At 70.2% G+C, this 25656-nt stretch carries 25 protein-coding genes; 13 read left to right on the forward strand and 12 right to left on the reverse strand.

What is annotated here, in order from left to right:
* Positions 1–29 precede the first annotated feature (29 nt).
* The 8 genes from H4W80_RS29250 to H4W80_RS29285 form a co-directional block, all read right to left on the reverse strand.
* Positions 30–455 carry an SCO6045 C-terminal-like domain-containing protein gene (locus tag H4W80_RS29250; protein ID WP_225963721.1) on the reverse strand — a complete coding sequence of 142 codons (426 nt, stop codon included), beginning with the start codon at positions 453–455 and terminating at the stop codon, positions 30–32.
* Complete coding sequence (locus H4W80_RS29255; RefSeq protein ID WP_192788027.1) at positions 452–1297, reverse strand: MbnB/TglH/ChrH family RiPP precursor modification enzyme; 846 nt, start codon at positions 1295–1297, stop codon at positions 452–454. The genes H4W80_RS29250 and H4W80_RS29255 overlap by 4 nt, the downstream gene beginning before the upstream one ends.
* A gap of 1 nt (position 1298) precedes the next feature.
* Positions 1299–2195 carry a TIGR04222 domain-containing membrane protein gene (locus H4W80_RS29260; protein ID WP_192788028.1) on the reverse strand — a complete coding sequence of 299 codons (897 nt, stop codon included), beginning with the start codon at positions 2193–2195 and terminating at the stop codon, positions 1299–1301.
* Between the two features lie 189 nt (positions 2196–2384).
* Complete coding sequence (locus H4W80_RS29265; RefSeq protein WP_192788029.1) at positions 2385–4178, reverse strand: phosphoenolpyruvate carboxykinase (GTP); 1794 nt, start codon at positions 4176–4178, stop codon at positions 2385–2387.
* A 248-nt stretch (positions 4179–4426) separates the two neighbouring features.
* Entirely contained in the window at positions 4427–4948 is a 522-nt protein-coding gene (locus tag H4W80_RS29270) for a hypothetical protein (RefSeq protein WP_192788030.1), read from the reverse strand.
* Between the two features lie 132 nt (positions 4949–5080).
* Positions 5081–6241: a C40 family peptidase gene (locus tag H4W80_RS63825; RefSeq protein ID WP_318787111.1), complete on the reverse strand. Its 1161-nt coding sequence runs from the start codon at positions 6239–6241 to the stop codon at positions 5081–5083.
* A 122-nt stretch (positions 6242–6363) separates the two neighbouring features.
* Positions 6364–6864, reverse strand: coding sequence for a transcription elongation factor GreA (gene greA / locus H4W80_RS29280; RefSeq protein ID WP_148437100.1), 501 nt, complete (start codon positions 6862–6864; stop codon positions 6364–6366).
* Positions 6865–6972: 108 nt separating this feature from the next.
* Positions 6973–7392 carry a DUF4307 domain-containing protein gene (locus tag H4W80_RS29285; RefSeq protein WP_192788031.1) on the reverse strand — a complete coding sequence of 140 codons (420 nt, stop codon included), beginning with the start codon at positions 7390–7392 and terminating at the stop codon, positions 6973–6975.
* A gap of 135 nt (positions 7393–7527) precedes the next feature.
* On the opposite strand from H4W80_RS29285, the gene mca reads away from it, so the two are divergent.
* The 3 genes from mca to H4W80_RS29300 are packed head-to-tail and all read left to right on the forward strand — an operon-like array spanning position 7528 to position 8908.
* A complete protein-coding gene (gene mca / locus H4W80_RS29290) occupies positions 7528–8412 on the forward strand; it encodes a mycothiol conjugate amidase Mca (protein WP_192788032.1) in 885 nt (294 codons plus the stop codon).
* 34 nt (positions 8413–8446) lie between these two features.
* A complete protein-coding gene (locus H4W80_RS29295; protein ID WP_192788033.1) occupies positions 8447–8611 on the forward strand; it encodes a hypothetical protein in 165 nt (54 codons plus the stop codon).
* Positions 8612–8908, forward strand: a complete 297-nt coding sequence (locus tag H4W80_RS29300; RefSeq protein WP_192788034.1) for a GNAT family N-acetyltransferase — start codon at positions 8612–8614, stop codon at positions 8906–8908.
* Here the strand turns inward: H4W80_RS29300 and H4W80_RS29305 are convergent.
* Positions 8891–10039, reverse strand: coding sequence for a hypothetical protein (locus H4W80_RS29305; RefSeq protein ID WP_192793803.1), 1149 nt, complete (start codon positions 10037–10039; stop codon positions 8891–8893). The genes H4W80_RS29300 and H4W80_RS29305 overlap by 18 nt on opposite strands.
* Before the next feature lie 233 nt (positions 10040–10272).
* On the opposite strand from H4W80_RS29305, the gene H4W80_RS29310 reads away from it, so the two are divergent.
* Positions 10273–12225, forward strand: coding sequence for a thioredoxin domain-containing protein (locus tag H4W80_RS29310; RefSeq protein WP_225963722.1), 1953 nt, complete (start codon positions 10273–10275; stop codon positions 12223–12225).
* 70 nt (positions 12226–12295) lie between these two features.
* Here H4W80_RS29310 and H4W80_RS29315 read toward each other — a convergent pair whose 3' ends face one another.
* On the reverse strand, positions 12296–14380 hold the full coding sequence (locus tag H4W80_RS29315) for a transglycosylase domain-containing protein (RefSeq protein WP_318787112.1): 2085 nt from the start codon (positions 14378–14380) through the stop codon (positions 12296–12298).
* A 170-nt stretch (positions 14381–14550) separates the two neighbouring features.
* Complete coding sequence (locus H4W80_RS29320; protein ID WP_192793805.1) at positions 14551–15030, reverse strand: Lrp/AsnC family transcriptional regulator; 480 nt, start codon at positions 15028–15030, stop codon at positions 14551–14553.
* A gap of 103 nt (positions 15031–15133) precedes the next feature.
* On the opposite strand from H4W80_RS29320, the gene hppD reads away from it, so the two are divergent.
* From hppD to H4W80_RS29345, 5 genes are all read left to right on the forward strand, one after another.
* Entirely contained in the window at positions 15134–16243 is a 1110-nt protein-coding gene (gene hppD / locus H4W80_RS29325; protein WP_192788036.1) for a 4-hydroxyphenylpyruvate dioxygenase, read from the forward strand.
* A 34-nt stretch (positions 16244–16277) separates the two neighbouring features.
* Positions 16278–16718, forward strand: a complete 441-nt coding sequence (locus tag H4W80_RS29330) for an RDD family protein (protein ID WP_192788037.1) — start codon at positions 16278–16280, stop codon at positions 16716–16718.
* A 45-nt stretch (positions 16719–16763) separates the two neighbouring features.
* Positions 16764–18176, forward strand: coding sequence for a M1 family metallopeptidase (locus tag H4W80_RS29335; protein WP_192788038.1), 1413 nt, complete (start codon positions 16764–16766; stop codon positions 18174–18176).
* 72 nt (positions 18177–18248) lie between these two features.
* Positions 18249–18797, forward strand: a complete 549-nt coding sequence (locus H4W80_RS29340) for an RNA polymerase sigma factor (RefSeq protein WP_318787113.1) — start codon at positions 18249–18251, stop codon at positions 18795–18797.
* The gene (locus tag H4W80_RS29345; protein ID WP_192788040.1) at positions 18794–19456 is read left to right on the forward strand and encodes a hypothetical protein; all 663 of its coding nucleotides are present in this window, start codon (positions 18794–18796) and stop codon (positions 19454–19456) included. The genes H4W80_RS29340 and H4W80_RS29345 overlap by 4 nt, the downstream gene beginning before the upstream one ends.
* Positions 19457–19562: 106 nt before the next feature.
* Here the strand turns inward: H4W80_RS29345 and H4W80_RS29350 are convergent, their stop codons facing one another.
* The gene (locus tag H4W80_RS29350; protein WP_192793806.1) at positions 19563–20732 is read right to left on the reverse strand and encodes an FIST signal transduction protein; all 1170 of its coding nucleotides are present in this window, start codon (positions 20730–20732) and stop codon (positions 19563–19565) included.
* Between the two features lie 171 nt (positions 20733–20903).
* On the opposite strand from H4W80_RS29350, the gene H4W80_RS29355 reads away from it, so the two are divergent.
* The 4 genes from H4W80_RS29355 to H4W80_RS29370 all read left to right on the forward strand — a co-directional run bounded on the left by H4W80_RS29355 (position 20904) and on the right by H4W80_RS29370 (position 25656).
* A complete protein-coding gene (locus tag H4W80_RS29355; protein WP_192788041.1) occupies positions 20904–22295 on the forward strand; it encodes a sigma 54-interacting transcriptional regulator in 1392 nt (463 codons plus the stop codon).
* Between the two features lie 61 nt (positions 22296–22356).
* Positions 22357–23103, forward strand: coding sequence for a hypothetical protein (locus H4W80_RS29360; RefSeq protein WP_192788042.1), 747 nt, complete (start codon positions 22357–22359; stop codon positions 23101–23103).
* A 30-nt stretch (positions 23104–23133) separates the two neighbouring features.
* Positions 23134–25143 (forward strand): vWA domain-containing protein, encoded by a 2010-nt coding sequence (locus tag H4W80_RS29365; RefSeq protein WP_192788043.1) that lies wholly within the window; start codon positions 23134–23136, stop codon positions 25141–25143.
* A 33-nt stretch (positions 25144–25176) separates the two neighbouring features.
* Complete coding sequence (locus H4W80_RS29370) at positions 25177–25656, forward strand: GNAT family N-acetyltransferase (protein ID WP_192788044.1); 480 nt, start codon at positions 25177–25179, stop codon at positions 25654–25656.

Below are 25656 nucleotides of genomic sequence, written 5' to 3' on the forward strand. Positions count from 1 at the left end.
CAGGGGCGTTCAGGGGCGTTCAGGGGCGTTCAGGGCAGGAAACGCGACCACCAGCGGGGTTTGCGCGGCGGATCGGGCAGGCGGCCGCGCTCGCGCAGCCAGGCGGCGAAGTCGTCCGCGTCGGCGCGATAGCCGGGCGGCGGCTCGCTGCGGAACCGGGCGTAGGCGGCGAACGCCGCGGGCAGGTCGGGGCCGGCCGCGGCGGCGGCGTCGGGCCGGATCCTGGCCACGATGCCGCGCCGCTTGGCGACCAGGCTCGACGCCTGCGCCCGCATCCGCTCCGGGTCGAACCCCCTGGGCAGCTCCGCGCCGGCGACGAGCGCCGCCACGACCCGCCCCTGCGCCTCGGCCAGCCGCCGCCGCGCCTCGTCCAGCTCCTCGCCCGCCTCGCCCAGCTCCTCACCCGTCTCGCCCAGCTCCTCGGCCAGCTCCTCGGCGGGGCGCCCGTCCGTCATCCGGGCTCCCCGGCCGCGGACATCGCCGTGCGGATCCTGGCCAGCTCGTGCCCCAGGGCGGCGTCGCTCGGGTACTCGTCGTCCCACTCCAGCAGCACGCCCGGCGGGGTGGCGCGGGCGCACAGCTCCGTGAGCAGGTCGAGCACCGGCTCCGGCGCGGAGGTGGTGTGCGTGTCGTGCCAGATGCCGTGGTGCTCGTACCCGCCGGCCACGTGGACGTACGCGAGGTGCTCCAGCGGCAGGGCGTCGAGCGCGGCCGTGGCCGACAGCCCCAGGTTGAACTGGTTGGTGTAGAGATTGGCCACGTCGATCAGCAGCCCGACCCCGGTGCGCTCGACCAGCTCGGCGAGGAACTGGGCCTCGGTCAGCTCGTCGTCCGGCCAGCCGAAGATGGCGGCGACGTTCTCCAGGGCGAGCGGCACCGGCAGCGCGTCCTGGGCCCTGCGCACGTTCTCGGTGATGACCCGCAGGGATTCGCGGGTGCGCGGCACGGGCAGCAGGTGACCGGCCTCGATGCCGCCGCCCCGTACGAACGCCAGGTGCTCGCTGACCAGCGGCGCGTCCAGCGCCTGCGCGCAGGCCGCCAGGTGGGCGAGCCGGGCCGGGGAGGGCGGCTCGGCGCCGCCGACGCCGAGCGACACCCCGTGCGGGACCACCGGCAACCCCCTGGCGCGCAGCACGCGTAACGACTCGGGGAGGTCGGCGGGCCTGATGTTCTCGGCGACGACCTCGAGGAAGTCGACGCCCGGCATCCGCTCGATGGACAGGTCCAGCTCGGCCCGCCAGCCGATCCCCACCCCCAGCTCGACCCCGGTACGCTGCCGGGCTCCTGACTCGGCCATGTCAGCTCCCTCCTCCCCCGCAACCGCCGCCGCCGCAGCCGCTCCCGCCGCCGCAGCCCGACGTGCCGCCGCAGCCGTGGTGAGACGCCCCGCCGCAACCTCCGCCGTATCCGCCACCGTACGTCGCCCGCCGCCTGGGCCGGCGGGCCGCTCTGGCCGCGCGCAGGTCGGCCTTCAACTGCGCGCCCGGGCCGTACAGCGCGGTGTGCACCCGCCCGCCTCCCGAGCCCAGCGGGTGCGTCTTCCTGGCCTCGCCGAGCCGCTCCACTCCGTGGGCGGTCAGCTTGTGCCGGCGGGACTTCCGCCGGTTGGCGATCGCGGCGGTCGTGGCCGCGCCGATGATCGCCAGGGCGATCAGCGAGATCATCAGGAGCGGCTTGGTGCCCTCGGTGATCACGGTGACCGCGGCCGCCACGGCCCCCGCGAAGGCCAGCGCCGACACCACCTGAAGGACGGCGGCCAGCAGGTCGAGCCGCCTGGCGCGGTAGGCGGGCAGGACCAGGCCGGCGTCCGTGAGGCCGCGCTTCAGCTCGGCCGTCGCCAGGCTCCTGCGCACCTCGGCCTTGAGCGCGGACGCCGGGAGTCCGGAACTGCCGGCGACGGCGGCCAGCACCACCTGCTCGACGGGGTCCCGCGACACCGATGGCGCGTGGACGCCGTGGACGTGCCCCCCGCGTGAGACGCGCAGGTCTCCCGAGCCGGTCAGGAGGGCGATGGCCGTGGCGGCCACCTGCTCCGGGCCGCCCGCCAGATAGGCGATCTCGTAGTGGCTCAGTTTCTGGCCCATGGCGCGAGTACGGGACGTCTCCGGGTCGGCGTGCTCGCGTTTGAATGCGGAGGCGGTGGTGAAAGCTATCGCGGCCAGAGCCACCGAAAGGATCAGCAGGAACAGGTCCATTTAGGCCTCCCTCCGTACAGCCGGATCGGCTGGTTATCGGAAGGACGCGTAAGGCAGAGGTAAAGGTTTCGTTCTGCTCATTTAGATTATTCGAATTTCCCGCAGAGCCGTCATAGGGCCCTCATAGGGCCCTCATAGCGGTACGGCGGCCCGTCAAGTCAGACGTGGCCGCCGTACCGCACAAAAGGATCAGCCGAGGCGGTCCAGCAGGGCGTTGTACTCGTCCCACAGCTCCTTCGGCAGGTGCGAGCCGAACTTGTCGAAGTGGGCCGGGATCAGCGACGCCTCCTCGCGCCACACGTCCTTGTCGACCGACAGGAGGGTGTGCAGGTCCTCCTCTGTCAGGTCCAGGCCCTCGGTGTCGAGGTCGGCCGGCAGCAGGCCGATCGCCGTCGGCACGGCCTTGGCCTCGCCGTTGAGCCGGTCGACGATCCACTTGAGCACGCGGCTGTTCTCGCCGAAGCCGGGCCAGATGAACTTGCCCTCGGCGTTCTTGCGGAACCAGTTGACGTAGTAGATCCGGGGCAGCTGGGCGCCCTTGCGGCGGCCGATCTCCAGCCAGTGGCCGAAGTAGTCGCCCATGTTGTAGCCGCAGAACGGCAGCATGGCGAACGGGTCGTGGCGCAGCTCGCCGACCTTGCCCTCGGCCGCGGCGGTCTTCTCGGAGGCGACGTTGGCTCCGAGGAAGACGCCGTGCTCCCAGCTCAGCGACTCCGTGACCAGAGGCACGGCGGTGGCGCGGCGACCGCCGAACAAGATCGCTGAGATGGGCACGCCCTTGGGGTCCTGCCATTCGGGTGCGATGGTCGGACACTGGGAGGCGGGAGTGGTGAAGCGGGCGTTCGGGTGGGCGGCCGGCTCGCCGCTGCCGGGCGTCCACGAACGGCCCTTCCAGTCGGTCAGATGGGCCGGCGGCTCCTCGGTCAGCCCCTCCCACCACACGTCGCCGTCGTCGGTGAGCGCGACGTTGGTGAAGATGCTGTTGCCCCAGAGCGTCTTGACCGCGTTGGCGTTGGTCACCTGGCCGGTGCCGGGCGCGACGCCGAAGAAGCCGGCCTCCGGGTTGATCGCGTAGAGGCGGCCGTCGTCGCCGAAGCGCATCCAGGCGATGTCGTCGCCGATCGTCTCGACCTTCCAGCCCGGGATCGTGGGCTGGAGCATGGCGAGGTTGGTCTTGCCGCACGCGCTCGGGAAGGCGGCCGCGACGTAGCGGGTCTCGCCGGACGGCGGCGTGAGCTTGAGGATCAGCATGTGCTCGGCCAGCCAGCCCTCGTCGCGGGCCATGGCGCTGGCGATGCGCAGGGCGTAGCACTTCTTGCCGAGCAGGGCGTTGCCGCCGTAGCCGGACCCGTACGACCAGATCTCGCGGGTCTCGGGGAAGTGGCTGATGTACTTCGTCGAGCTGCACGGCCAGGGCACGTCCCGCTGACCGTGCTCCAGCGGCGCCCCGACGGAGTGGACCGCCTTGACGAACTGGCCCCTCTTCTCGATCAGGCGGAGGGCCTTCTCCCCCATCCTGGTCATGATCCGCATGGAGACGGCGACGTACGGGGAGTCGGTGATCTCGACGCCGAGCTGCGAGATCTCGCCGCCGAGCGGGCCCATGCAGAACGGCACGACGTACATCGTCCGGCCGCGCATGCTGCCCTTGAAGAGCTGCCGGAACGTCCGGCGCATCTCGTCGGGGGCGATCCAGTTGTTGGTCGGGCCCGCGTCCTCCTCACGCTCGGAGCAGATGAAGGTACGGTCCTCGACCCTGGCCACGTCGCTGGGGTCGGACTTGGCGTAGAAGCTGTTGGGCCGGGCGGCGAGTCGCGTGAACGTGCCCTGATCCACGAGCAGGTTGGTCAGGCGCGTCCACTCCTCTTCGGACCCGTCGCACCACTCGATCCGGTCTGGCTGGGTCAGGGCGGCGATCTCGTTCACCCACGCGGCCAATTCGCTATTGCTGGTCGGTGCGGGCACTTCCACGGAAACGGACACGACTGCGACTCCTCCACTCTCTCAGGGCCCAGCCATCATTAACGACGAAGCGGCATGAAAGCCAATTGGCATAGACCTGTTGGCCTGACCGTCGTCGCAGGCAGCGGCCCTGACGATTGGGGGAGCCTACCCAGCCCGAGCAGATTTAAAAGAGAATTAACACGCAGTGGTCCAGTCCAATTCCGCTGGTCTAAACCAATTTCCCCAGTGGTTTAGTCCATTTCCGCGCCCGTTTCCGCTGCGTGGTCTCAGGAATTGACGTCGGGTCCCGCGGAGCGAACGCGGTCGACGTGCTGCAGCGCGTCCCGCAGGTCGGCGAGCCAGGTGTCGGTGTGCTTGCCGACCAGACGCACGCACCAGGCGAGCGCGTCACTGCGGCTCCTGGCCACTCCGGCGGCCACGAGCGTGTCCAGAACCTGCCGCTCCGTCTGGCGCAGCCGGGTCATCACGGGCACGGAGAGTGTGGTGAACATCACAGTCTCGCCGCCGCAGACCACGCCCCAGGACACCTTCTGCCGGAACTTGCGCTCGGCCTCCCTGGCGATCTCGATCCGCCGCTCGCGCGTCTCCTCCCTGAACCTCCTGGCCAGCCCCTCGACCAGAGCGGCCCGCTCGGCCTCCGGCACGTCGTCGGGGAGGTCGGGGAGGGTGCCGAGCACCGCGATCTCCTCGCGGTCCCTGACGATCTCGGGCGCACCGGTGAACCAGCCCTCGGGCAGGCGTCCGGCGAACCAGCCGTGAATCTGCGCGGTCTCGTCGTCTGTTGCCATGTAATTACGATTACACAGTTGCAAGCCAAATGCACGCCTCCGGGCACGCGTTTATGCACCCCAGCGCCCTCATGGTCACCATCGGTCACACGCGCCTCACGGCGGCACAGAGCGGGGGTGGGGGTGGTGGGGTCAGCGGACCTTGGCGGCGGCGACCGGGCTTACGCGGACGACGCCCGCCAGGTTGCGCGTGTGTACGGGCGAGATCTTGACGACATCGCCGGTGCGCGGCGCCTGGATCATCTTCCCGTTACCCCAATAAATCGCTACATGCGAGATGTAGTCGGGATTGGTCGGGTCAAGGCGCCAGAAGATCAGATCGCCCGGCTGCGCCTGCGACAGCGGGACCTGCGGCCCGGTCACCCACTGCTGGTGCGTCACCCGGGGCATCCGTACGCCCGCCTGGGCGAAGGCCCACTGGACCAGGCCGGAGCAGTCGAAGGTGTCGGGGCCCTCGGCGCCCCACACGTACGGCCGGCCGAGTTTGGAGGCGGCGGCCTTCAGCGCCACGGTGATCTGCTCGCCGGTCATGAACGACCCGGAAGGCCAGCTACGGGTCGGGGTCTGCGGCTGCGGGAGCACCGGGTTGACCATGGCCACCTGCGTGCCCTTGGGCAGCCGCCGGAGGATGGCCTTGCGCAAGGTCTCGGAGTTGGTGTCGGGGGCGCTCACGATGAGGGCGTTGTCGCGCGGCAGCCCCAGGGTCCGCCCCACGTTCTTGGACACGACGGCGTCCACCGCGCCGAACCCGGTGGTGGCGTACGCGCCGATCCGCAGCGTCCCGGCCGGGCTCGCCACGCGCCGGTGCAGCGCGAGCCCGCCGTCGTTGCCGAGCACGAACGACACCGCCACGTCACCCGCCGCGACGTTCTGCCAGAGCGCGTCGGACGAAGCGGTCACCTTGGGCGTGTACGAGCGGAACGTGGACGGATTGACCGCCAGCGTCTGCACCCGCTTGCCGTCGAGCATGACGGACGCCGCGTCGGCCAGCTCCAGCGCCCGCACCCCGCGCAGCTTGGCCACCTTCCGTAACAGCTCGTTGGTGAACGGCTTGCGGGTCAGCACGAACAGGTTGGGCTTGTGCAGCTTCTTCAGCGGCTCCACCGGCTGGGCGGTGGCGACGGGCGGCGGTTGCTGCTGCCCCTGCTGTTGCTGTTGCGGCCGGCGCTGCGCCAGCGGCGTCTGCTTGAGCGTGGCCTGGGCGCGTACGGGGCCGGTGTCCTGCCCGGACCGCGCGAGCAGCAGCACGTCCGCGGTCAGCACCGCGACCAGCGCCACCACGATGAACGGCACCAGCTTGTACGTGTTGTCCCGCTTACGGGACTTGACCAGGAAGCTGAGGTCCTGCCGGATCCCCGAGGCACGCGAAAAATCCGCCGGGCCAACGTGGGCCCGGCGGTCGTCCTGCGGGGGTGTCAGTTGCCGATGTACGGCACAGCCTCGAGGATCTCGACCGTGTTCTGGCGGCCGTTGGGCATGGAGTAGGTCGCCTTCTCCCCGATCTTCTTGCCGTTGATCGCCGCCCCGAGCGGGGACTTCGGCGAGTAGACGTCGATCGGCGCTCCGCTCTCCTCGCGGGAGGCGAGCAGGAAGGTGACCTCGTCGTCGTCGCCGACGAAGCGGATGGTCACGGTCATGCCGGGGCCCACCACGCCCTCGGCCTTGGGGGCCTCGCCCACCTGGGCGTTGTCGAGGATCTGCCGGAGGTGGAAGATCCGGGCCTCCATCTTGCCCTGCTCGTCCTTGGCGGCGTGGTAGCCGCCGTTCTCACGCAGGTCGCCCTCTTCGCGGGCGGCTTCGATCTTCTTGGCGATGTCGACGCGCCCGGGGCCAGAGAGATATTCGTACTCCGCCTTCAGGCGGTCGTACGCCTCCTGCGTCAGCCATGTGACGTTCTCATCGCGAGAGTCGGCCACGGGTTCTCCTTGCTTGCCTAGGGGGCCCTGAGATCACTTGAGGTTACGTGTGGTTGAATTGCGAAAGGCTAACAAGTCAACCGCTCCAACGCTTCCCCAAACGTCTCACTATACGAGATTGCAGTACTGGATGTGGACGGAAGTGGCCTGACCACTGGTGTCGAGGCCTTCCTTGATCTGCTTACTACCCCCGCCAGCCGGGATTCTTACTTCCTTGCTGCCCACTTCCGCGTGATAGACGTCCAGCGCCCTGATCCGGCAGACAGCCACCCTATCGTCTGGCTTGTACACCTCAAAGGTGATCTCCGCGCGATTCGCGCTGACCACGTTGAACGTCACCACCTGCGACGGCGCCTCCGAACCGCCCGCCGTCATCGACCACATCACGTAACCCCAGCCACCCGCGATGATGGCCACCAGCACGCCGATCACGACGTGGACGACGAGCCGCCCGCCTCGTTTGGGGCGGTCGGGGAAGTCGTCGGGTGTGCCGAGAACTGGCTGGTTCTCGACATCTCTGGTCGCCATGGCGGAATCTCCCTGCACTCCCTGAGCGTTATCCGAGACAATTGTCGCCCGCGGGGGGTGTGCCCTCGCGACCGCCCAGCAGAAACTAACCTCTCTGGGCGAGTGACCGGTCCCTACTGAGGAGACATCGAGCCCGTGAGTGCACCGCTGAGGCTGATGGCCGTCCACGCCCACCCCGATGACGAGTCGAGCAAGGGCGCCGCCACGATGGCGCGTTACGTGCGCGAAGGTGTGGAAGTGCTGGTCTGTACGCTCACGGGCGGTGAGCGGGGCTCCGTGCTCAACCCGAAGATGGACCGGCCCGAGATCGTTGCGAACATCGCCGCCGTGCGCAAGGCCGAGATGGACCGGGCCCGCGAGATCCTGGGCGTGCAGCAGCGTTTCATGGGCTTCGTCGACTCCGGGCTGCCGGAGAACGAGGACGAGGCGTTGCCCGAGGGCTGCTTCGCCCTGCAGAAGCTGGAGGACGCCTCGGCGCCGCTGGTGGCGGCCGTGCGGGAGTTCAGGCCGCACGTGATCATCACGTACGACGACGACGGCGGCTACCCCCACCCCGACCACATCATGACCAACAAGGTCTCGGTGGAGGCATTCGAGGCCGCCGGCGATCCCGACCGCTACCCCGGTACGGGCGACCCGTGGCAGCCGCTGAAGCTCTACTACCAGATGGGCTTCACCAAGGAGCGGTTCGAGGCGCTGCACGAGGCGATGACCGAGCGTGGCCTCGGCTCCCCGTACGCCGACTGGATCTCCCGCTGGGAGGACCGCCCGGCCAAGTGGCCGGTCACCACGCGGGTGCCGTGCGGCGACTACTTCGAGATCCGCGACCAGGCCCTGATCGCCCACGCCACCCAGATCGACCCCGACAGCTGGTGGTTCGTCTGCCCGCGCGAGCTGCAGCAGGAGATCTGGCCGACCGAGGACTACCACCTGGCGCGCTCTCTGGTGGACACGGACCTGCCGGAGGACGACCTGTTCGCGGGCATCCACGCCGAGGACGTCTCCCCCGCCTGCCACTGACGGGACCACGCTCCCCCAGTGGCAGACTGGAACTGTGAACGTTCTAGCAGCAGGTGATGTGAGTCCGGGCCTGCTCGGCTTCCTCGTCGTGGCCTTCCTCGGCTTTGCCCTCTACTTCCTGGTCAAGTCGATGAACAAGCAGATGTCGAAGATCCAGGTCCCCCACGAGGGCGACGTGGACGACAAGAAGGCCGAGTAGATGCCGATCGAGGTCGTCGACAACTCGACGGAGAGCCGGTTCGAGGTGCTGGTGGACGGCAAGGTCGCCGGGTTCGCCGACTATCGGCTGCTGCCCACCAAGATCGTCTTCACGCACACCGAGGTGCTGCCGGCGTACGAGGGGCAGGGGCTGGCGAGCAGGCTGGTCGCGTTCGCGCTCCAGGCGAGCGCCGACACCGGCCTGCGCGTCGTGCCGCTCTGCCCCTACGTGGCGAAGTACATCCAGCGCCACCCCGAGTTCCAGCACCTGGTCGACAGCTCATTCGGCAGCGGGTGACCAGGCGCGCTCCAGCGCCTTGGGCAGGCCCCACCACCCCAGCGGGGTGAGCACCTCGTCCTTGTCCACGATGCCGAGATAGCCCCACAGGCTCACCACCGAGCCGAAGAGGCTCTCGGTCGCGTTGAGATCGTCGACGTCGTGCTCGTCGACGTCGATGTCCTCCGACTCGGAGATGAGGCGCGCCATCCGCTCGGGCGAGGCCAGCACCCCGGGGCCGAGCCTCGCCAGCGCCGCCACCCCGGCCAGCCAGTCGGCGTGCTGGATCGCGCAGAGGTTGGCCAGCGTCGCGTCCTCCAGGCTGAGCTCCCCGTCCAGGTCGACGAACTCCTCCAGCAGGTCCCCGCTCTCCGACAGGTCCGCGATCGGCCCGGCGATGCCCGCCGCCACCGCCAGCCACAGCTCGCCGTCGTCGTCCGGCATCGGACTGTCCTCGAACCCGGCGCAGGCCCGCAGCACGTTGGCGGGGTAGCCGGGCTGGGCGAGCAGCGCGCGCAGGCGCGCCGCCGCCGCGTCCAGCTCGCCGGCGGGCAGCTCGGGCTGCGTGGGCAGGCCGGCGACGATCCGCTGCAGCTCCGCCAGCGCGAACGCCTCCTCCTCGTCCCAGATCGCGAACGACTCCTCGTCCTGCTCGTCGCTCACCGCGAACCCGGGCACCCTCCCGTCGGCCAGCGGCGTGCCGAGCCAGCGCTCCTGCAGCTCCTCGTAGGCGCCGCGGGCCGTCCGGTCGCCCGCCGCCAGCGCGTCGGGGTCGATCTCCCCGGCCTCGACCCGTTCCTCCAGGTACGCGACCAGCCGGCCGAACATCTCCGCCGCCACGGGCCCGCGCTCGTCCTCCTCAGGCCAGACGAAGAAGCTGGGCGTCATGAGGATCGGCTCGGTGCCGGTGGACTCCACCCAGCGCTGCACGTCGCCGACCGTGGCGACACCCGCCTCGATCGAGCTGAGCGTGGCCTTGGCGGACTCCCAGAACGGGAGGGAGAGCGGGTTTCCCGCCGCCATCATCGCGCGGCGCAGGTCGGGCAGCGCCACCAGCGCCACCCCTGAGGGGACGGCCAGCAGGGCGCGTGCCACGTCCCTGCGGGTGATGGCGCCGACCGGGCGGCCGGCGTGTGCGCAGACGAAGTCCATATCCACGCCCCGTAACCTACGCCGTCCCGGCCTCCGTAGTCAGCCGCCCCCCGCTCCGTCCTCGCTGAGGTCCTTCGGTGAGGTCCTTCAGTGAGGCCCTTCGGTGAGGCGCCCGTCCGCGGCGCCGGGCGGCATGACGCGCGGCGGTGGGCATGACGCGCGGCGGTGGCGCGGCGCCGTGCGGCGGGAGATCGGCGGGGTGGGGCGGACTAGGCTGATCGAGGGAGGTCCTGATGAACCGCTTGAAAGACGCCACGAGCCCCTACCTGCTGCAGCACGCGGACAACCCCGTGGACTGGCACCCATGGGGCGAGGAGGCGTTCGCGGAGGCCAGGCGGCGCGACGTGCCGCTGCTGATCAGCGTCGGTTACTCGGCGTGTCACTGGTGTCACGTGATGGCGCACGAGAGCTTCGAGGACCCCGGCACCGCGCGCCTCATGAACGAGCACTTCGTCAACATCAAGGTCGACCGCGAGGAGCGGCCCGACGTGGACGCCGTCTACATGGGCGCCACCCAGGCCATGACGCGCCAGGGCGGCTGGCCGATGACGGTGTTCGCCACCCCCGAGGGGCACCCGTTCTACTGCGGCACCTACTTCCCGCGCCCCCACTTCCAGCGCCTGCTCACCGAGGTGCACAACGTGTGGGTCGGCGACCGGCAGTCCGTGCTGCAGCAGGGCGCCAAGGTGGTGGAGGCGCTCAACACCAACACCACGCTGCCCAGCGGGGCCGTGCCCAAGGAGGAGACGCTGGCGCTGGCGGCGCGCAACCTGGGCCAGGAGTTCGACGCCGTCAACGGCGGGTTCGGCAGGGCGCCGAAGTTCCCGCCGTCCATGGTGCTGGAGTTCCTGCTGCGCTCCGGCGAGCGCGAGATGAGCGGCAAGACGCTCGCGTCGATGGCCCGCGGCGGCATCTACGACCAGCTCGGCGGCGGGTTCGCCCGCTACAGCGTCGACGCCGAATGGGTCGTGCCGCACTTCGAGAAGATGCTCTACGACAACGCGCTCCTGCTGCGCGTCTACACCCACTGGTGGAAGGCGGGCGGCGGCGAGCTGGCGCGGCGGGTGGCGCTGGAGACGGCCGACTGGCTGCTGCGGGAGCTGCGCACCGAGCAGGGCGGGTTCGCCTCCGCGCTCGACGCCGACAGCGAGGGCGTGGAGGGCAAGTTCTACGTCTGGACGCCCGAGGAGCTGAGCGAGGTCCTCGGCGAGGACGACGGGCGCTGGGCGCGGGAGCTGTTCGAGGTGACCGGCACGTTCGAGCACGGCACGTCCGTGCTGCAGCTACCACGCGACCCCGGCGACCCGGCGCGCTACGCGAGCGTCCGCGAGCGGCTGCTGGCCGCCAGGGACCGGCGCGTCCGCCCGGGGCGCGACGACAAGGTCGTGGCCTCGTGGAACGGCCTGGCCATCGCGGCCCTGGCGGAGACCGGCGTGGTGTTCGAGCGCCCCGACCTCGTGGCGGCGGCCACGGCCGCGGCCGAGCTGCTCGCGAGCACGCACATGGCGGACGGCAGGCTGCTGCGTACGTCCAAGGACGGCAGGGCGGGCGCCAACGCCGGGGTGCTCGAGGACTACGCCAACCTGGCCGAGGGCCTGATCTCCCTGTACGGCGTGACCGGCGAGGCCAGGTGGCTCCGGCTGGCGGGCTCGCTGCTGGACACGGTGCTCGACAGGTTCGCCGACGGCGCGGGCGGCTTCTACGACACGGCCGACGACGCCGAGCGGCTCTTCCAGCGGCCGCAGGACCCCACCGACAACGCCACCCCGTCGGGCCAGTTCGCGGCCGCGGGCGCGCTGCTCTCCTACGGCGCGCTGACCGGCTCCACGCGGCACAGGGAGGCCGCCCACGCCGCGCTCGGCACGGTGTCCGTGCTGGCCACGGGGCACGCCAGGTTCGCGGGCTGGGGCCTCGCCGTGGCGCGGGCGGCGCTGGACGGGCCCGTGGAGGTGGCCGTGATCGGCCCGGCCGACGACCCGCGTACGGCTGAGCTGCACAGGGCGGCGCTGCTGGCCGACGTGCCGGGGCTGGTGGTCGCCCGCGGCCCCGGCGACTTCCCCGAGCTGCTGGAGGGGCGCGGGCTGGTCGGCGGGGCGCCGGCCGCGTACGTGTGCAAGGGGTTCACCTGCCGCCTGCCCGTGACGACGGTCGATGACCTGCGGGCGGAGCTGGGCGCGGCGCGCTGACCCGTCTGTGGGCGGAACTGGGGGCGCGGCGCGCTAACCCGTCTGCGGGCGGAACTGGGGGCGCGGCGCGCTAACCCGTCTGCGGGCGGCCCGTGTTGGCTTCGTTGATCGTGTCGCCCCCGGTCGTGGGCTGGTCGGGCGCCTGCTGCTGCGTGGACGGCGGGCCGGTCTGCTCGTCGGGCTGCTGCTGGTCCTGCTGCGGCCCGTTGTCGCTCGGCTGGTCCGTCACCGGCGGACCGTCCGTCGGCGGGGGCGCGGTGATGTCGGGCTCCGGCTGGTTGTCGAACCAGTCGTTCGGGTCGGGCGGCGGCGTGTACCCCGGCTGGGGAACGTCCTGGTTCTGGTCGGGCGACCCGTAGTCGGGGCCCCAGCCGTAGTCGGACGGCTCGGGGAACTCCTCGACCGGCTTGCCCGCCATGGCCTCGGTCATGAACGCCCGCCAGATCTGCGCCGGCAACTGGCCGCCGAACTGCGTGCCGTACCCGGGGATCGTGACGGTGGCGTTGTCGTCCCTGAACATGTTGACGGCGACGGCGAGCTGCGGCGTGAAGCCGTTGAACCAGACGCTCTTCGACTTGTCCGTGGTGCCCGTCTTGCCGGCCACCGGGCGGTCGTAGAGCCGGGCGGCGGTGCCGGTGCCGTACTTGACGACCTGCTGCATCGCGTACGTGGTGTCCGCGGCGGCCTGCTCGGCGACCACCCGCGTCGAGACCGGCTCGACGGTCTTCTTCGCGCCCTCCGCGTCTGTGACCGAAATCACCACGTGGGCCTCCATGTGCACGCCCTTGTTGGCGAACGTGGAGAAGCCGGAGGCGTTCTGGACGGCGCTGACCGAGGAGACGCCGAGCGGGAAGGACGCGTAGCTCTGCTGCTTCTCCAGCTGCGCCTTGGGGATGCCCGCCTTCTCGGCGACGGCGGCGACCTTGTCGAGGCCGACCTTCTGGCCGAGGTCCACGAACGCGGTGTTGACCGAGTTCTGGGTGGCGCGGACCAGGTTGATCTCGCCGTAGGAGCGGTCGCTGTCGTTGGGGATCGGCTTCGGGTCGGACGCCACGCGCATCGGCGAGTTGCCGTTGACCCTGGTGGACAGGTCGAAGCCGTTGTCGAGCGCCGCCGCCAGCGTGTACGGCTTGAAGGTCGAACCGGCCATGACCTTGGCCGAGAACGCGCTGTCGTACTGGGACTGCGCCGGGCTGCCGCCGTAGAACGCGACGATCTCACCCGTGGCCGGATCGACGGCCGCCAGCCCCGTGTGGACCTTCTTGGGCGTGGCGTCGGGCAGCACGTCCTTGACGGCCCGCTGGGCGGCCTGCATGAGCTTCTTGTCGAAGGTCGTGACGACCTTCAGCCCGCCGCCGTTGATGTCCTCGTCGGTGTAGCCGCGCCGGTTGAGCTCGGCCGTCACCTGCTCCAGCATGTACTGGGCCTGCCCCTTGAGCTCGAACGGCTTCTTCGGCGCCGCGAGCTTGGGGAAGCGCTGCTCGGCGACCTGGGCGGGCGTCAGCATGCCGGTCTGGCCCATGGCGTCGATCACGGACTTCCAGCGCTCCTGGGCCGCCGTCAGATCGGGACCCTTGGGGTCGGCGAAGCGGCTGGGCTGCTGGATCACCGCCGCGAGGTACGCGCCCTCGGCCACGCTGAGCTTGTCGACGTCCTTGCCGAAGTAGGCGCGGGCGGCCGACTGGACGCCGTTGGCGCCACGGCCGAAGTAGATCGTGTTGAGGTACTGCTCGAGCACCCAGTCCTTCGACTTGGACTGGTCGACCTTGATCGCGATGAGGATCTCTTTGAACTTCCGGGTGACGGAACGTTCCTGGCTGAGGCCGCTGTAGTAGTTGCGCACGAGCTGCTGGGTGATCGTCGAACCGCCCTGGAGCTGCTGCCCGGTGACGGTGGACCAGACGGCCCGCGCGGTGCCCTTGACCGAGACGCCGCCGTCCTCGTAGAAGGAGCGGTTCTCGGCCGCGATGACCGCGTCCTGAACGTGCTTGGGCACCTTGGCCAGCTCGACGATCTTGCGGTCGATGCCCCGGCGGGCGAGCACGGTCTTGCCGTCGCGGTAATAGATCACCGAACCCTGCGCGGTGGCCTGCTTCTGCGTGGAATCAGGAATGGGCGTCAGCGCCCATGCGACCGCGAAAAGCCCGACGAGCACGAGGATTCCGGCGCCAAATGAAATCAGTAGAAGTCGGAGAACTCGTCGTTTTCGCATCCCGTTGCCACCACCGCTCCGCACCCTCGACCCCCTCAATCACCCCCGTGCGCTGGGCGAATGTCAAGGCTAAACGATCGATAACGGTGCCTCGTCCCTTAGCGATAGTACGGCTACCGGTCACCGCGGCGCGGAACATCGGCGACCAACGGCAGCACTCGATAGGGAACCGGGGTGTCCAGGGCGATGATCGAATTAGTCCGGAGCACACCCTGTACATCAACGATTCGATCGATAACCCGCTGCAAATCGGCATTCGTCCGCGCCACCACGCGGCAGAGCAGATCGCTGTCGCCGGTGATCGTGTACACCTCCAGCACCTCGGGGATGGCGGCCAGCCGGTCGGCCACCGGGTCGTGCCCGGCGACCTGCCTTATCTCCATGCTGACAAACGCGGTGACGTCGTAGCCGAGCGCCTCCGGCGACACGTCCGGCCCGAACCCGATGATCACGCCCCTGGCGACCAGCCGGTCCAGCCGGGCCTGAACGGTGCCGCGGGCCACGCCGAGCCGGCGCGAGCATTCGAGCACCCCCAGGCGGGGCTCCTCCGTCATGAGGGTGATCAACCTGGCGTCCAGCTCATCGATCGTCATACTGTACAGATTTACCGGATATTTCGGAGGGCTGCTAGGCAGGTTGTTCACTGATTGAAGTAACTCTTGCGCAGTACGCCCAGGGATATCGAGAGTTGCCGGTATGAATGATGTCTTTCCGGTCAACGGCATGGACGCCGTCGTGTTCGCCGTGGGCAACGCCAAGCAGGCCGCCCACTACTACTCGACCGCGTTCGGCATGAGGTTGGTGGCCTACCGCGGGCCCGAGAACGGCAGCCGGGACGAGGTCGCGTACGTGCTGGTCTCGGGCGGCGCCACGTTCGAGTTCCGGGCCGCGCTCCGCCCTGGCACGGACCTGGCCAGGCACGTGGCCGAGCACGGCGACGGCGTGATCGACCTGGCGATCCAGGTGCCCGACGTGGAGGCGGCGTACGCGTACGCGGTGGCCCACGGGGCCGAGGGGCTGGCGGAGCCGTACACGATGGAGGACGAGCACGGCAAGGTGCAGGTCGCGGCCATCGCCACCTACGGCGAGACGCGCCACACGCTGGTCGACAGGTCCAACTACGGCGGCCCCCACCTGCCCGGCTACGTGGCCGCCGAGCCGTTGGTGGCGCCGCCGGCGGCGAAGGGCGGGCGGCTCTTCCAGGCGATCGACCACTGCGTCGGCAACGTCGAGCTGGGCAAGATGGACCAGTGGGTGGAGTTCTACCGGAAGGTGATGGGCTTCACGAACATGGCGGAGTTCGTCGGCGACGACATCGCCACCGAGTACTCGGCGCTCATGTCCAAGGTCGTCGCCGACGGCACGCGCAAGGTCAAGTTCCCGCTGAACGAGCCGGCCGTCAGCCGCAGGAAGTCGCAGATCGACGAGTTCCTGGAGTTCTACGGCGGCCCGGGGGTGCAGCACATCGCGCTGGCCACCAACGACATCCTGACCACGGTCGACCACATGCGGGCGGCCGGCGTGCAGTTCCTGGACACGCCTGACTCGTACTACGACGACCCCGAGCTGCGGGAGCGCATCGGCAAGGTGCGCGCGCCGATCGAGGAGCTGAAGCGGCGCAAGATCCTCGTGGACCGCGACGAGGACGGCTACCTGCTGCAGATCTTCACCAAGCCGGTGCAGGACAGGCCCACGGTCTTCTTCGAGCTCATCGAGCGGCACGGCTCGCTGGGGTTCGGCAAGGGCAACTTCAAGGCGCTGTTCGAGGCGATCGAGCGAGAGCAGGAACGAAGGGGCAATCTATAGTTTGTCCCGACTTAGTGGTGGTCATCAGGACATCATGGGAACACCACCGGGACTGGCGGGACGCTGGCGACGGTTGTTCGCCGGCGTCCTCGACTGGTTCATCGTCAACGTCATCGCCGCCCCCTTCAGCTGGTCGAGCTGGGAGTACGTCTGGGACCGGGGCAGAGGCGCCTGGGACCGTTACCCGGTGGGGCAGCCCTTCCTGGCCGCTCTCGTGGCCTTCCTGTACTTCTGGCTCCTGCATGCCTTTTGGAACGGCCAGACCCTCGGCAAGAGGCTGTTCGGCATGCGGGTCGTGCAGGAGAACGGCGCGCGGATCACCGTGGCGCAGGCCGCGGTGAGACAGATCGTCGAGTCCGCGCTCGTCTGGGTCTGCTGCGTGGGCACGCTGGTGGACCTCGGCTGGATCCTTTTCGACCCTCGCAAGCAGGCGGTACACGACAAGGCCGCCAGGACGGTCGTGGTGAATGCCTGACTCAGCGTAAGATTTTGGTCACGATCCGAAGGGGGCACCTTGCCGATGCGTTTCGACAGACGCGGGGTGGCACTGCTGGCCACGCTGAGCGTGCTGGCCTGTGCGCCCACCGACGGCCGGCCGGCGCACGCTGACGAGCCGCCCGCCGTCGCCGGCTACCGACCGGGCGCCGCCGGCATCGGCGACCCCGACTTCCCCGACGACGGCAACGGCGGCTACGACGTCTCCCACTACGACCTGGCCGTCGACTACACCCCGAAGACCAAGCAGCTCGAGGGGCAGACCACCATCCAGGCCGCCGCCACCCAAAACCTGTCGAGCTTCAACCTCGACCTGGCCGGCTACGACGTGCGCAAGGTCACCGTCGACAGCGCGGCGGCGAGGTTCAGGCGGGAGGGCGACGAGCTCACCGTGACCCCCGCCCGCCCGCTCGGCAACCGGTCCCGCTTCACCGTCAAGGTCGTCTACGGCGGGCGGCCCAAGGCCGCCATGGACAGCGCCAACCTCGGCACGTACGGGTTCATCCCGACCTCGGACGGCGCGTTCGTGGCCTCCGAGCCCAACGGCTCCAAGACCTGGTTCCCCAACAACGACCACCCGGCCGACAAGGCCACCTTCGACTTCGCGATCACCGTGCCCGCCGGGCTGACCGCCGTGTCCAACGGGGAGCTCCAGGGCCGGCCCACGACCACCGGCGGCAAGACCACCTACCGGTGGCGCGAGCGCCAGCCGATGGCGACCTACCTGGCGACCGCCACGCTCGGCAAGTTCGACCTGCGCCAGGGCCGCACCCCCGGTGGCATCCCGGAGTACGCCGCCGTCGATCCCAAGTTCAAGAGCTCGCTCGACAGGCTCTACACGATCTCCGGCGAGGTCACCGACTACTGGTCGACGGTCTTCGGCCCCTACCCGTTCTCCTCGACCGGCGGCATCATCGACGACTACATGGCCGGCTACGCCCTGGAGACCCAGACCAAGCCGCTCTACGGCGGCTTCGAGCCCGACGCGACCATCGTCGCGCACGAGCTGGCCCACCAGTGGTTCGGCGACAGCCTCACCCTCAAGCGCTGGAAGGACCTCTGGCTCAACGAGGGCTTCGCCACCTACGCGGAGTGGCTGTGGCAGGAGCACAAGGGCACGAAGACCGCCGAGGCCATCTTCAAGGAGCTCCACGCCCGCCCGGCCGACGACCCGATGTGGGCCTACCCGCCGGGGCGGGCCAAGCCCTCCGACCTGTTCAACGCGTCGGTCTACACGCGCGGCGCCATGACGCTGCAGGCCCTGCGCGACGCGATCGGCGACGACACCTTCTTCAGGCTGCTCAGGACGTGGACCGCCGACCACCGCTACGGTCACGTCACGACGGAGCAGTTCATCGCCCTCGCCGAGCAACTGTCGGGCAAAAACCTCCGCCCGCTCTTCGACGCCTGGCTCTTCCAGCCCCGCCGCCCCAGCTGACCTGGGGCGAAACGCTTCCCGTCGCTCGATCCAAGTATGGAGGTAAGGCGAACGACGAAGGGAGCGAGGCCAGTGCGCCTCAACGAAGACCCCGCGGCCTTTGAGGCCTTCTATCGCCGCCACGTCGATGCCGTCATGCGTTTCGTGGTCCGGCGGGTGAGCGACCCTCACCTCGCCGCCGACCTGACGGCGGACATCTTCCTGGCGGTCCTTGACTCGGCGCACACCTACGTGCCCGGCCGGGGCACCGAGATCGCCTGGCTGTACGGCGTCGCGCGCAACATCGTGTCGGCCCGGCACCGGCAGGCCGCCCGGGAGGCGCGGGCGAATGGCCGCGTCGCCGGCCGCCGGCTGATGGACGACGACGACCTCGTGCGGATGGAGGAGCGGATCGACGCCGAGCGCCGGCTGCGCGGCTCCCTGGAGGCCATGCGCGGCCTGCCGGAGGGCGAGCGCGCGGTGCTGGAGCTCGTCGCGATCGACCAGCTCACCGTCGCCGAGGTCGCCGAGGTCCTGGGGATCAGGCAGGTGACCGTACGAGTCAGATTGCACCGGGCAAGACGGGCCCTTGAACGCGTCGCTTCGCCGTCGGCACCCGTGTACGTGGAGGGACAGGCATGAGCAATTTCGAGGAGCGCCTTCTCAGTGCACTCAAGGAAGAGATCACGACGAGAACGGCGGAGGACGACGTGACGACGACCGTGACACCGGTCAGGCGTGGCTCCCGGCGGCGCTACGTGGGGCTGTCCGCCGCGCTGGCGGGGGTCGCGGCGGCCGCCACCGCGACGGCGGTGGTGCTGTCCGGGCTCGGCGGCAGCCCGGCGTACGCGGTGACCACGGGGGCGGACGGGGTGATCACCGTGCGGATCAACAAGTTCGACGACCCGGAGGGGCTGCGGGCCGACCTGGCCGAGGCCGGGGTCACGGCGGTCGTCGACTACCTGCCCGAGGGGCAGACCTGCAAGGAGCCGCGTGGCGCGAACGGGAACGGCCCTGGTGAGTTCTCGGTGAGCTTCGGCCGGTCGAGCGGCGTGACCTCGTTCATGATCGAGAAGGGGGAGGTGCCGGAGGGCTCGACGCTGGTGATGGCGGTCTCGAAGAGCAAGGCCGGCGACGACCAGCCGCCGTTCGGGATGTCGCTCACCATCGTGAAGGGGCCGGTCGCGCCCTGCGAGCCGACCGCGATGCCCGGTCCCGGCACCCAGGACGGCGGGGGCGGCCTGCACACCAGCACCGGGGACGAGGGCCAGGGCCCCAGCAACGACTCGGCGACCGAATAACCCACCCGTCCGGGCCTGCCCGGGCGCCTGAGGCCCGGTTTGAGGCCCGGTTTGAGGCCCGGTGGCCCTCCCGAGCAGATGGGGTCGCCGGGCCTTCAGGCTTGGGTCACGGGCCCGGGCTGGAGAACACCAGGACGGACGCGGTGAACCCGTGCACATGGTTGTGGCCCGCCACCGGCCCGACCTCGCCGGCCGCGAAGAACCCGGCCATGCCGATGGGCCCCAGCGTGTCACGCAGGGCGACCGGGTCGTGGTCGGCCGTGCCGAACATGGCCGAGCCCCGCCCGTTGCACGAGAACAGCAGCGCCCCGTCCACCTTGCCGAGCTGCTCCCGATGGGCGTCCAGCAGGTCGTACAGGTCCTCGTCGGCGGTGGCCGCGTCGCGTACCTGGAAGCGCACGGTCCTGCCGATCTCCACGATGTCGCCGATGGCCACCGCCTCGCGTTCGGGATCGATGCCGATGACTCCCCTGATGAGGAAGTCGCCGCGTTCGTGGCGCTCGGCGTACTCGTCCATGGCCACGCCGATCTGCAGGCCGGAGGCGACCAGCTCGCGGTCGTCCTCGTCCAGTTCGCTGACGATGTCCTCCAGCCGGGCCAGCGCGGGCTGCCCGGCCAGCTCCAGCAGCAGGTTGTCCTCCGACGCGGTGACGACCATGCTGGGGCCGATCGGGCGGCAGCCCTGGCTGACGACGGTGCTGATCCTGACCGGGCCGCTGATCAGCACGCCGATCGCGCCCTCGGTGTAGACCTCGCCGTCGGCGAACAGCCGTACGGAGCCCCGTCCCTGCAACCCGTTGGCCAGCCCGCCGATCAGCGGCAGGTCGCCGAGCACGTCGACGGAGCGCTCGACGAAGGCGTCGGTCGGAAACGTGTACGGATCGGCGAGCAGGATCGCGACATGATCATCGGCGCCTCGCTCGGGCAGCCCGACCACCACGAACCTGTCCTCGGCCGCCAGCGTCTCCAGCTGGAAGGTCGTCAGCCTGGCGCCGTCCAAGGTCGCCGCCCACGCGCTCACCGCGGGCAGCAGCTCGACCCCCTGTCCGTCGCCGATCACCCCCGTGGCGCTGCATCCGACCACGTGCGCGTCGGGCGCGAGCCTCATAGCGGCCTCACCGGCCCGCGCGACGTCCTCGGGATCATCGCCGCAGATGAAGAAACAGACCAGGTCGGCCCGGCCACTGAGCCTCGACAGGGCCTGGCCCACGGCGGTCTCCGCGGCCCCCACCAGGTCGGAACCCACGGCGAGGCCGTCGGCGAAGCGGCTAGTCATAACGGCCACGAGTCTCGCCTCCCTCGACATGTCAAAGTTCCCTAGGCCCGATTCTCCCCACTAAAAGGACAAGCACGCGCACGAAACGTCACGCAATGGTCGAGATCCGAAATCTGCGCCAGATGCGAAACTCTCTGCCGCATTGCTCGCGGGGGACGTAGTCTCGTTCCCGTGCATCAGCCACGTATTCTCCGCGAGTTGCGAGAGAGCGGCCACGTTCATCGCACCGTCAAAGCCGAAGTCCGGGAGAACCTGCTGGCCAAGCTGCGGGCAGGCGAGCCACGATTCCCCGGCATCGTGGGCTTCGACGACTCCGTCCTGCCGCACCTGGAGCGGGCCCTGCTCGCCGGGCACGACCTGGTCCTCCTCGGTGAGCGGGGCCAGGGCAAGACCCGGCTCATCCGTACCGTCACGGGTTTGCTGGACGAATGGACCCCAGTCGTCGAAGGTTGCGAGATCAACGACCATCCGTACGCGCCGGCCTGCACGCGCTGTCAGGCCCTCGCGCGGGAGCTGGGGGACGAGCTGCCGGTCGCGTGGAAGCACCGCGACGAGCGCTACGGCGAGAAACTCGCCACGCCCGACACCTCCGTGGGCGACCTGATCGGCGACGTCGACCCGATCAAGATCGCTGAGGGGCGCACGCTGGGCGACCCCGAGACCGTCCACTACGGCCTCGTCCCCCGCACCAACCGCGGTGTCTTCTCCGTCAACGAGCTGCCCGACCTGGCCGAGCGCATCCAGGTGTCGCTGCTCAACGTGCTGGAGGAGCGCGACATCCAGGTACGCGGCTACAACCTGCGGCTCCCGCTCGACATCCTGCTCATCGCCAGCGCCAACCCCGAGGACTACACCAACAGGGGCCGGATCATCACCCCGCTGAAGGACCGCTTCGGCGCCGAGATCCGCACCCACTACCCGCTGACCGTCGAGGACGAGCTGACGCTCATCCGCCAGGAGTCCGTGCCGGACATCGGGGCCGACGTCCCCGAACACCTGGTCGAGGTCATCGCCAGGTTCACCCGGCTGGTACGCGAGTCCACGGCGGTGGACGCCCGTTCCGGCGTGTCGGCGCGCTTCTCGATCGCCGCCGCCGAGACCGCCGCGGCCTCGGCCGTGCGCAGGGCGGCGCTGACGGGCGAGGAGCAGGCCGTCACGCGCGTGGTCGACCTGGCCTCGGTGGTCCACAGCCTGCGGGGCAAGGTGGAGTTCGAGGTGAGCGAGGAGGGCAGGGAGACCGAGATCCTCGCCCACCTGCTGCGCCGGGCCACGGCGGAGACGTTCAGGACCCGGCTGGGCGGCATGGACCTGTCGGCGATCATCGACAAGTTCTCCGAGGGCGCCCAGGTGGAGTCGGGCGAGCTGGTCGCCGCCGGCGAGCTGCTCCACCGGATGGGCCCGGTCACGGGCCTGGCGAAGGTCATGTCCAAGCTCGGCATGGGCGCGGGCGAGGAGTCGCCGGGGCACGCGGCAGCAGCCCTGGAGTTCGCGCTGGAGGGTCTTTACCTCATGCGGCGCCTGTCCAAGGAAGACCTTGACGGCGTGAGCGTCTACCGCACATGAACATATCGGCGGTCTTCCGCGTCATAGTGGATAGCTGATCACACCGACCGGGAGGCCGCCCATGCGCCTGCTTGCCTGCGCCACCGCTCTTGCCATGGGTTTCGTCGCCGTGCCCGCCTCCGCCGAGGCCACAGCGGCCAAGGTCGTGTACGGGTACGCCTGGGCAGACGGCGAGGGGCACCTGCGGATCGTCCCCAAGTCGGCCACTTTCGTGCGGAAGGGCGAGTTCCGGAGCTACCGGCTCAAGCCGGTGGCCGGGGCCCAGGAGGTGCGGCTCGACTACACCGGCGCCTCCTTCGGCCGGGTCACGGTGGCGTGCGACCTGAAGGAGACCGAGGGCCAGGTGGCCCTGGACGCCAAGGGGCTGGGCCGGACGGCCTGCGAGGCCGGGGATCTGACCGACGGGCTGGCCCGCGGCCCCGTTCCGCTCCGCGTCGAATACCGGGGCGCCGACGCCGTCAAGATCAACGAGTTCCTGGTCACCGAGTGGCCGGGCGCGCGTACCGCCCGCGGCACGCTCAAGCGCGTCAACGACACGACGGTCCTGTTCACGACCGGCGGAAAGACGGTCAAGCTCGGGTACACGCACGCCACGAGCTTCTACCGGACCACCGCGCGCTGCCGGGACGGGTGGCTGGCGGGCAGGCCGGTCAACGCCGACAAGCAGGGGCTCGGCAAGAAGTCGTGCACCTCGGCGGACCTGACCAGGGCCCTCAAGGCGGCCCGGCACCCCGTACTGGTGAAGATCGACTACACCCCCGAGGCCGGGGGCGTCAACGAGGTGTGGGAGGTCTTCGGGGACGCGTAAACGGGCGGATCGGGTTAGCGTTAGTGCGTGATGGCCTTTCGCTATGGTGAGTACCACGACGGCCCCGATCCCCTCGCCCCGCCCTACGACGTGCGGGCGGCCCTCGACGAGATGGGCGACGCGATCCTGTCCGGCTCGACGCCGGTCCACGCCCTGCGCGACCTGCTCAAGCGCGGCCTGCCCGGCGCGCAGGACCGCCGCGGGCTCGACGACATGCTCAGGGAGGTGCGCCGGCGCCGGCGCGACCTGCGCGAGCGCGGGCGGCTCGACGGCACCCTGGAGAAGGCGCGGGCGCTGCTCGACAAGGCCATCGGGCAGGAGCGGGCCGAGCTGTTCCCCGACCCGTCCGACGACGCGCGGCTGCGGGAGGCCGAGCTCGACGGGCTGCCCGAGGACACGGCCGGCGCGATCCAGGAGCTGAGCACGTACGAGTGGCGCTCCTCGGCGGCGCGCCAGACGTTCGAGGAGCTGCGCGACCTGCTGCGGCGCGAGGTCCTGGACAGCCAGTTCAGGGGCCTGCGGGATGCCCTCGCCAACCCCGACCCCGAGGCGATGGAACGCGTCCGCCAGATGATGGCGGAGCTGAACGACATGCTGGACAAGGACTCCCGCGGCCAGCACACCCAGGCCGACTTTGACGCCTTTATGGGGAAATATGGCGATTTGTTCCCCGAAAAGCCGCGGAACCTGGAGGAGCTCGTCGACATCCTGGCCCGCCGCGCCGCCGCCACGCAGCGCATGCTGGCCTCGATGACCCCACGTCAGCGCGAGGAGCTCGCCGGCCTGATCAACCAGACCCTCGACCAGGCCGGGCTCTCCGACGAGATGCGCCGCCTCGGCGAGGCCCTCTACGCCCGCCGGCCCGACCTGGCGTGGAACGCCCCCGAACGCCTCACCGGCGAGGAGCCCCTGGGCATGGGCGACGCGGTCACGGCCCTGGAGGAGCTGGCCGACCTCACCCAGCTGGAGACCGCCCTGCGGCAGGACTACCCGGGCGCCAGGCTGGACGACATCGACGAGTCCGCCGTACGCCGCGCCCTCGGCCGCTCGGCCGTGGACGACCTGGAGGCGCTCAAGCGCATCGAGCGCGAACTGGAGGAGCAGGGCTACCTGCTGCGCCGCCGGGGCAAGCTGGAACTCACCCCCAAGGCGGTCCGCCGCCTGGGTGAGACGGCGCTGCGCCGCGTGTTCTCCTCCCTCGACGCGGGCCGCCGCGGCGACCACGACCAGCACGACGCGGGCTCGGCCGGGGAGCTGACGGGCTCGTCCCGGCCGTGGCGCTTCGGCGACGAGCAGCCCATCGACGTGGTCCGCACGCTGGTGAACGGCGTGCGCAGCGGCGGCGTCGCCGCCCCGGGCACCGCCGTCCGCGACGCTGGGGCCGCTTCGGGGGCCGCCGGTTCGGGCGGGCGCGTCGCGGTCCGCCTCTCGGTGGACGACTTCGAGGTGGCCGAGACCGAGCGCCGCACCGCCGCGGCCGTCTGCCTGCTCGTGGACCTGTCGTACTCGATGGCCCTGCGGGGCACCTGGGCCGCCGCCAAGCAGACGGCACTGGCGCTCCAGGCCCTGGTGGCGTCCAAGTTCCCGCAGGACGCGGTCCAGATCATCGGCTTCTCCAACTACGCCAGGGTGCTGCAGCCCGACGAGCTGGCGGGCCTCGACTGGGACATGGTCCAGGGCACCAACCTGCACCACGCCCTCCTGATCGCCGGCCGCCACCTCGACCGCCACCCCGACTTCGAGCCGGTGGTGCTGGTGGTCACGGACGGCGAGCCCACGGCCCACCTCATGCGCAACGGCAGGTCGGCGTTCGAGTGGCCGCCGTCGCACGAGACGCTGGAGCTCACGCTGGCCGAGGTCGACAAGATGACCCGGCGGCGAGCGACGATCAACGTCTTCATGCTGGCGGCCGACGACCGGCTGAAGGAGTTCGTGGACGAGGTGGCCCGCAGGAACGGCGGCCGCGTCTTCTCGCCGAGCGCCGAGCGCCTGGGCGAGTACGTGGTCAGCGACTTCCTGCGCCTGCGCCGCGCCCGCTGAGTTTGTCGGTGCCGTCTGCCAGACTCGCTCGCCATGAGCGAGCGAAGCGAGCCTGGCGTGCGGTTGAGAGACGTCGTGGAGGCCGATCTGGAGGTCTTCCTGGCGCAGGAGCACGACCCGGAGGCGGCCCGGAGGTCCAGGTTCACGCCCCGCCCCCGGGAGCGCTTCCTCCACCACTGGGCCACCCGGATCCTGGCCGACCCCACCGTCTTCGTGCAGGCGGTCCTCGTCGATGGCGAAGTGGCCGGAAACATCGTGGCCTGGTGGGAGGAGGAGCGGCGCTTCATCGGCTACTGGTTCGGCCGCGAGTTCTGGGGCCGCGGCATCGGCACCCGGGCCCTGACGCTCTTCCTGGAGCAGGAGAAGACCCGTCCCCTCTACGCCGACCCCTACGAAGGCAACACCGGCTCGGTCCGGCTCCTGGAGAAGGTCGGCTTCCAGCGCTCCGGCACGGTGCGGCACGGCGAGGACCAGCACATCATGCTGGTCCTCGCGGCCCCGCCGACGGCCTGA

This window comes from Nonomuraea angiospora (assembly GCF_014873145.1).
Lineage (GTDB): Bacteria > Actinomycetota > Actinomycetes > Streptosporangiales > Streptosporangiaceae > Nonomuraea > Nonomuraea angiospora.

What these genes read in the sequence shown, in the direction of transcription:
- hppD (WP_192788036.1), top strand. Translation starts at nt 15,134, where the DNA reads ATGAATGATGTCTTTCCGGTCAACGGCATGGACGCCGTCGTGTTCGCC.
- H4W80_RS29320 (WP_192793805.1), bottom strand. Translation starts at nt 15,030, where the DNA reads ATGACGATCGATGAGCTGGACGCCAGGTTGATCACCCTCATGACGGAG.
- H4W80_RS29250 (WP_225963721.1), bottom strand. Translation starts at nt 455, where the DNA reads ATGACGGACGGGCGCCCCGCCGAGGAGCTGGCCGAGGAGCTGGGCGAG.
- H4W80_RS29350 (WP_192793806.1), bottom strand. Translation starts at nt 20,732, where the DNA reads ATGACTAGCCGCTTCGCCGACGGCCTCGCCGTGGGTTCCGACCTGGTG.
- H4W80_RS29255 (WP_192788027.1), bottom strand. Translation starts at nt 1,297, where the DNA reads ATGGCCGAGTCAGGAGCCCGGCAGCGTACCGGGGTCGAGCTGGGGGTG.
- H4W80_RS29360 (WP_192788042.1), top strand. Translation starts at nt 22,357, where the DNA reads ATGCGCCTGCTTGCCTGCGCCACCGCTCTTGCCATGGGTTTCGTCGCC.
- H4W80_RS29270 (WP_192788030.1), bottom strand. Translation starts at nt 4,948, where the DNA reads ATGGCAACAGACGACGAGACCGCGCAGATTCACGGCTGGTTCGCCGGA.
- H4W80_RS29310 (WP_225963722.1), top strand. Translation starts at nt 10,273, where the DNA reads ATGAACCGCTTGAAAGACGCCACGAGCCCCTACCTGCTGCAGCACGCG.
- H4W80_RS29345 (WP_192788040.1), top strand. Translation starts at nt 18,794, where the DNA reads ATGAGCAATTTCGAGGAGCGCCTTCTCAGTGCACTCAAGGAAGAGATC.
- H4W80_RS29335 (WP_192788038.1), top strand. Translation starts at nt 16,764, where the DNA reads ATGCGTTTCGACAGACGCGGGGTGGCACTGCTGGCCACGCTGAGCGTG.
- H4W80_RS29285 (WP_192788031.1), bottom strand. Translation starts at nt 7,392, where the DNA reads ATGGCGACCAGAGATGTCGAGAACCAGCCAGTTCTCGGCACACCCGAC.
- H4W80_RS29365 (WP_192788043.1), top strand. Translation starts at nt 23,134, where the DNA reads ATGGCCTTTCGCTATGGTGAGTACCACGACGGCCCCGATCCCCTCGCC.
- H4W80_RS29370 (WP_192788044.1), top strand. Translation starts at nt 25,177, where the DNA reads ATGAGCGAGCGAAGCGAGCCTGGCGTGCGGTTGAGAGACGTCGTGGAG.
- H4W80_RS29300 (WP_192788034.1), top strand. Translation starts at nt 8,612, where the DNA reads ATGCCGATCGAGGTCGTCGACAACTCGACGGAGAGCCGGTTCGAGGTG.
- H4W80_RS29260 (WP_192788028.1), bottom strand. Translation starts at nt 2,195, where the DNA reads ATGGACCTGTTCCTGCTGATCCTTTCGGTGGCTCTGGCCGCGATAGCT.
- H4W80_RS29330 (WP_192788037.1), top strand. Translation starts at nt 16,278, where the DNA reads ATGGGAACACCACCGGGACTGGCGGGACGCTGGCGACGGTTGTTCGCC.
- H4W80_RS29305 (WP_192793803.1), bottom strand. Translation starts at nt 10,039, where the DNA reads ATGGACTTCGTCTGCGCACACGCCGGCCGCCCGGTCGGCGCCATCACC.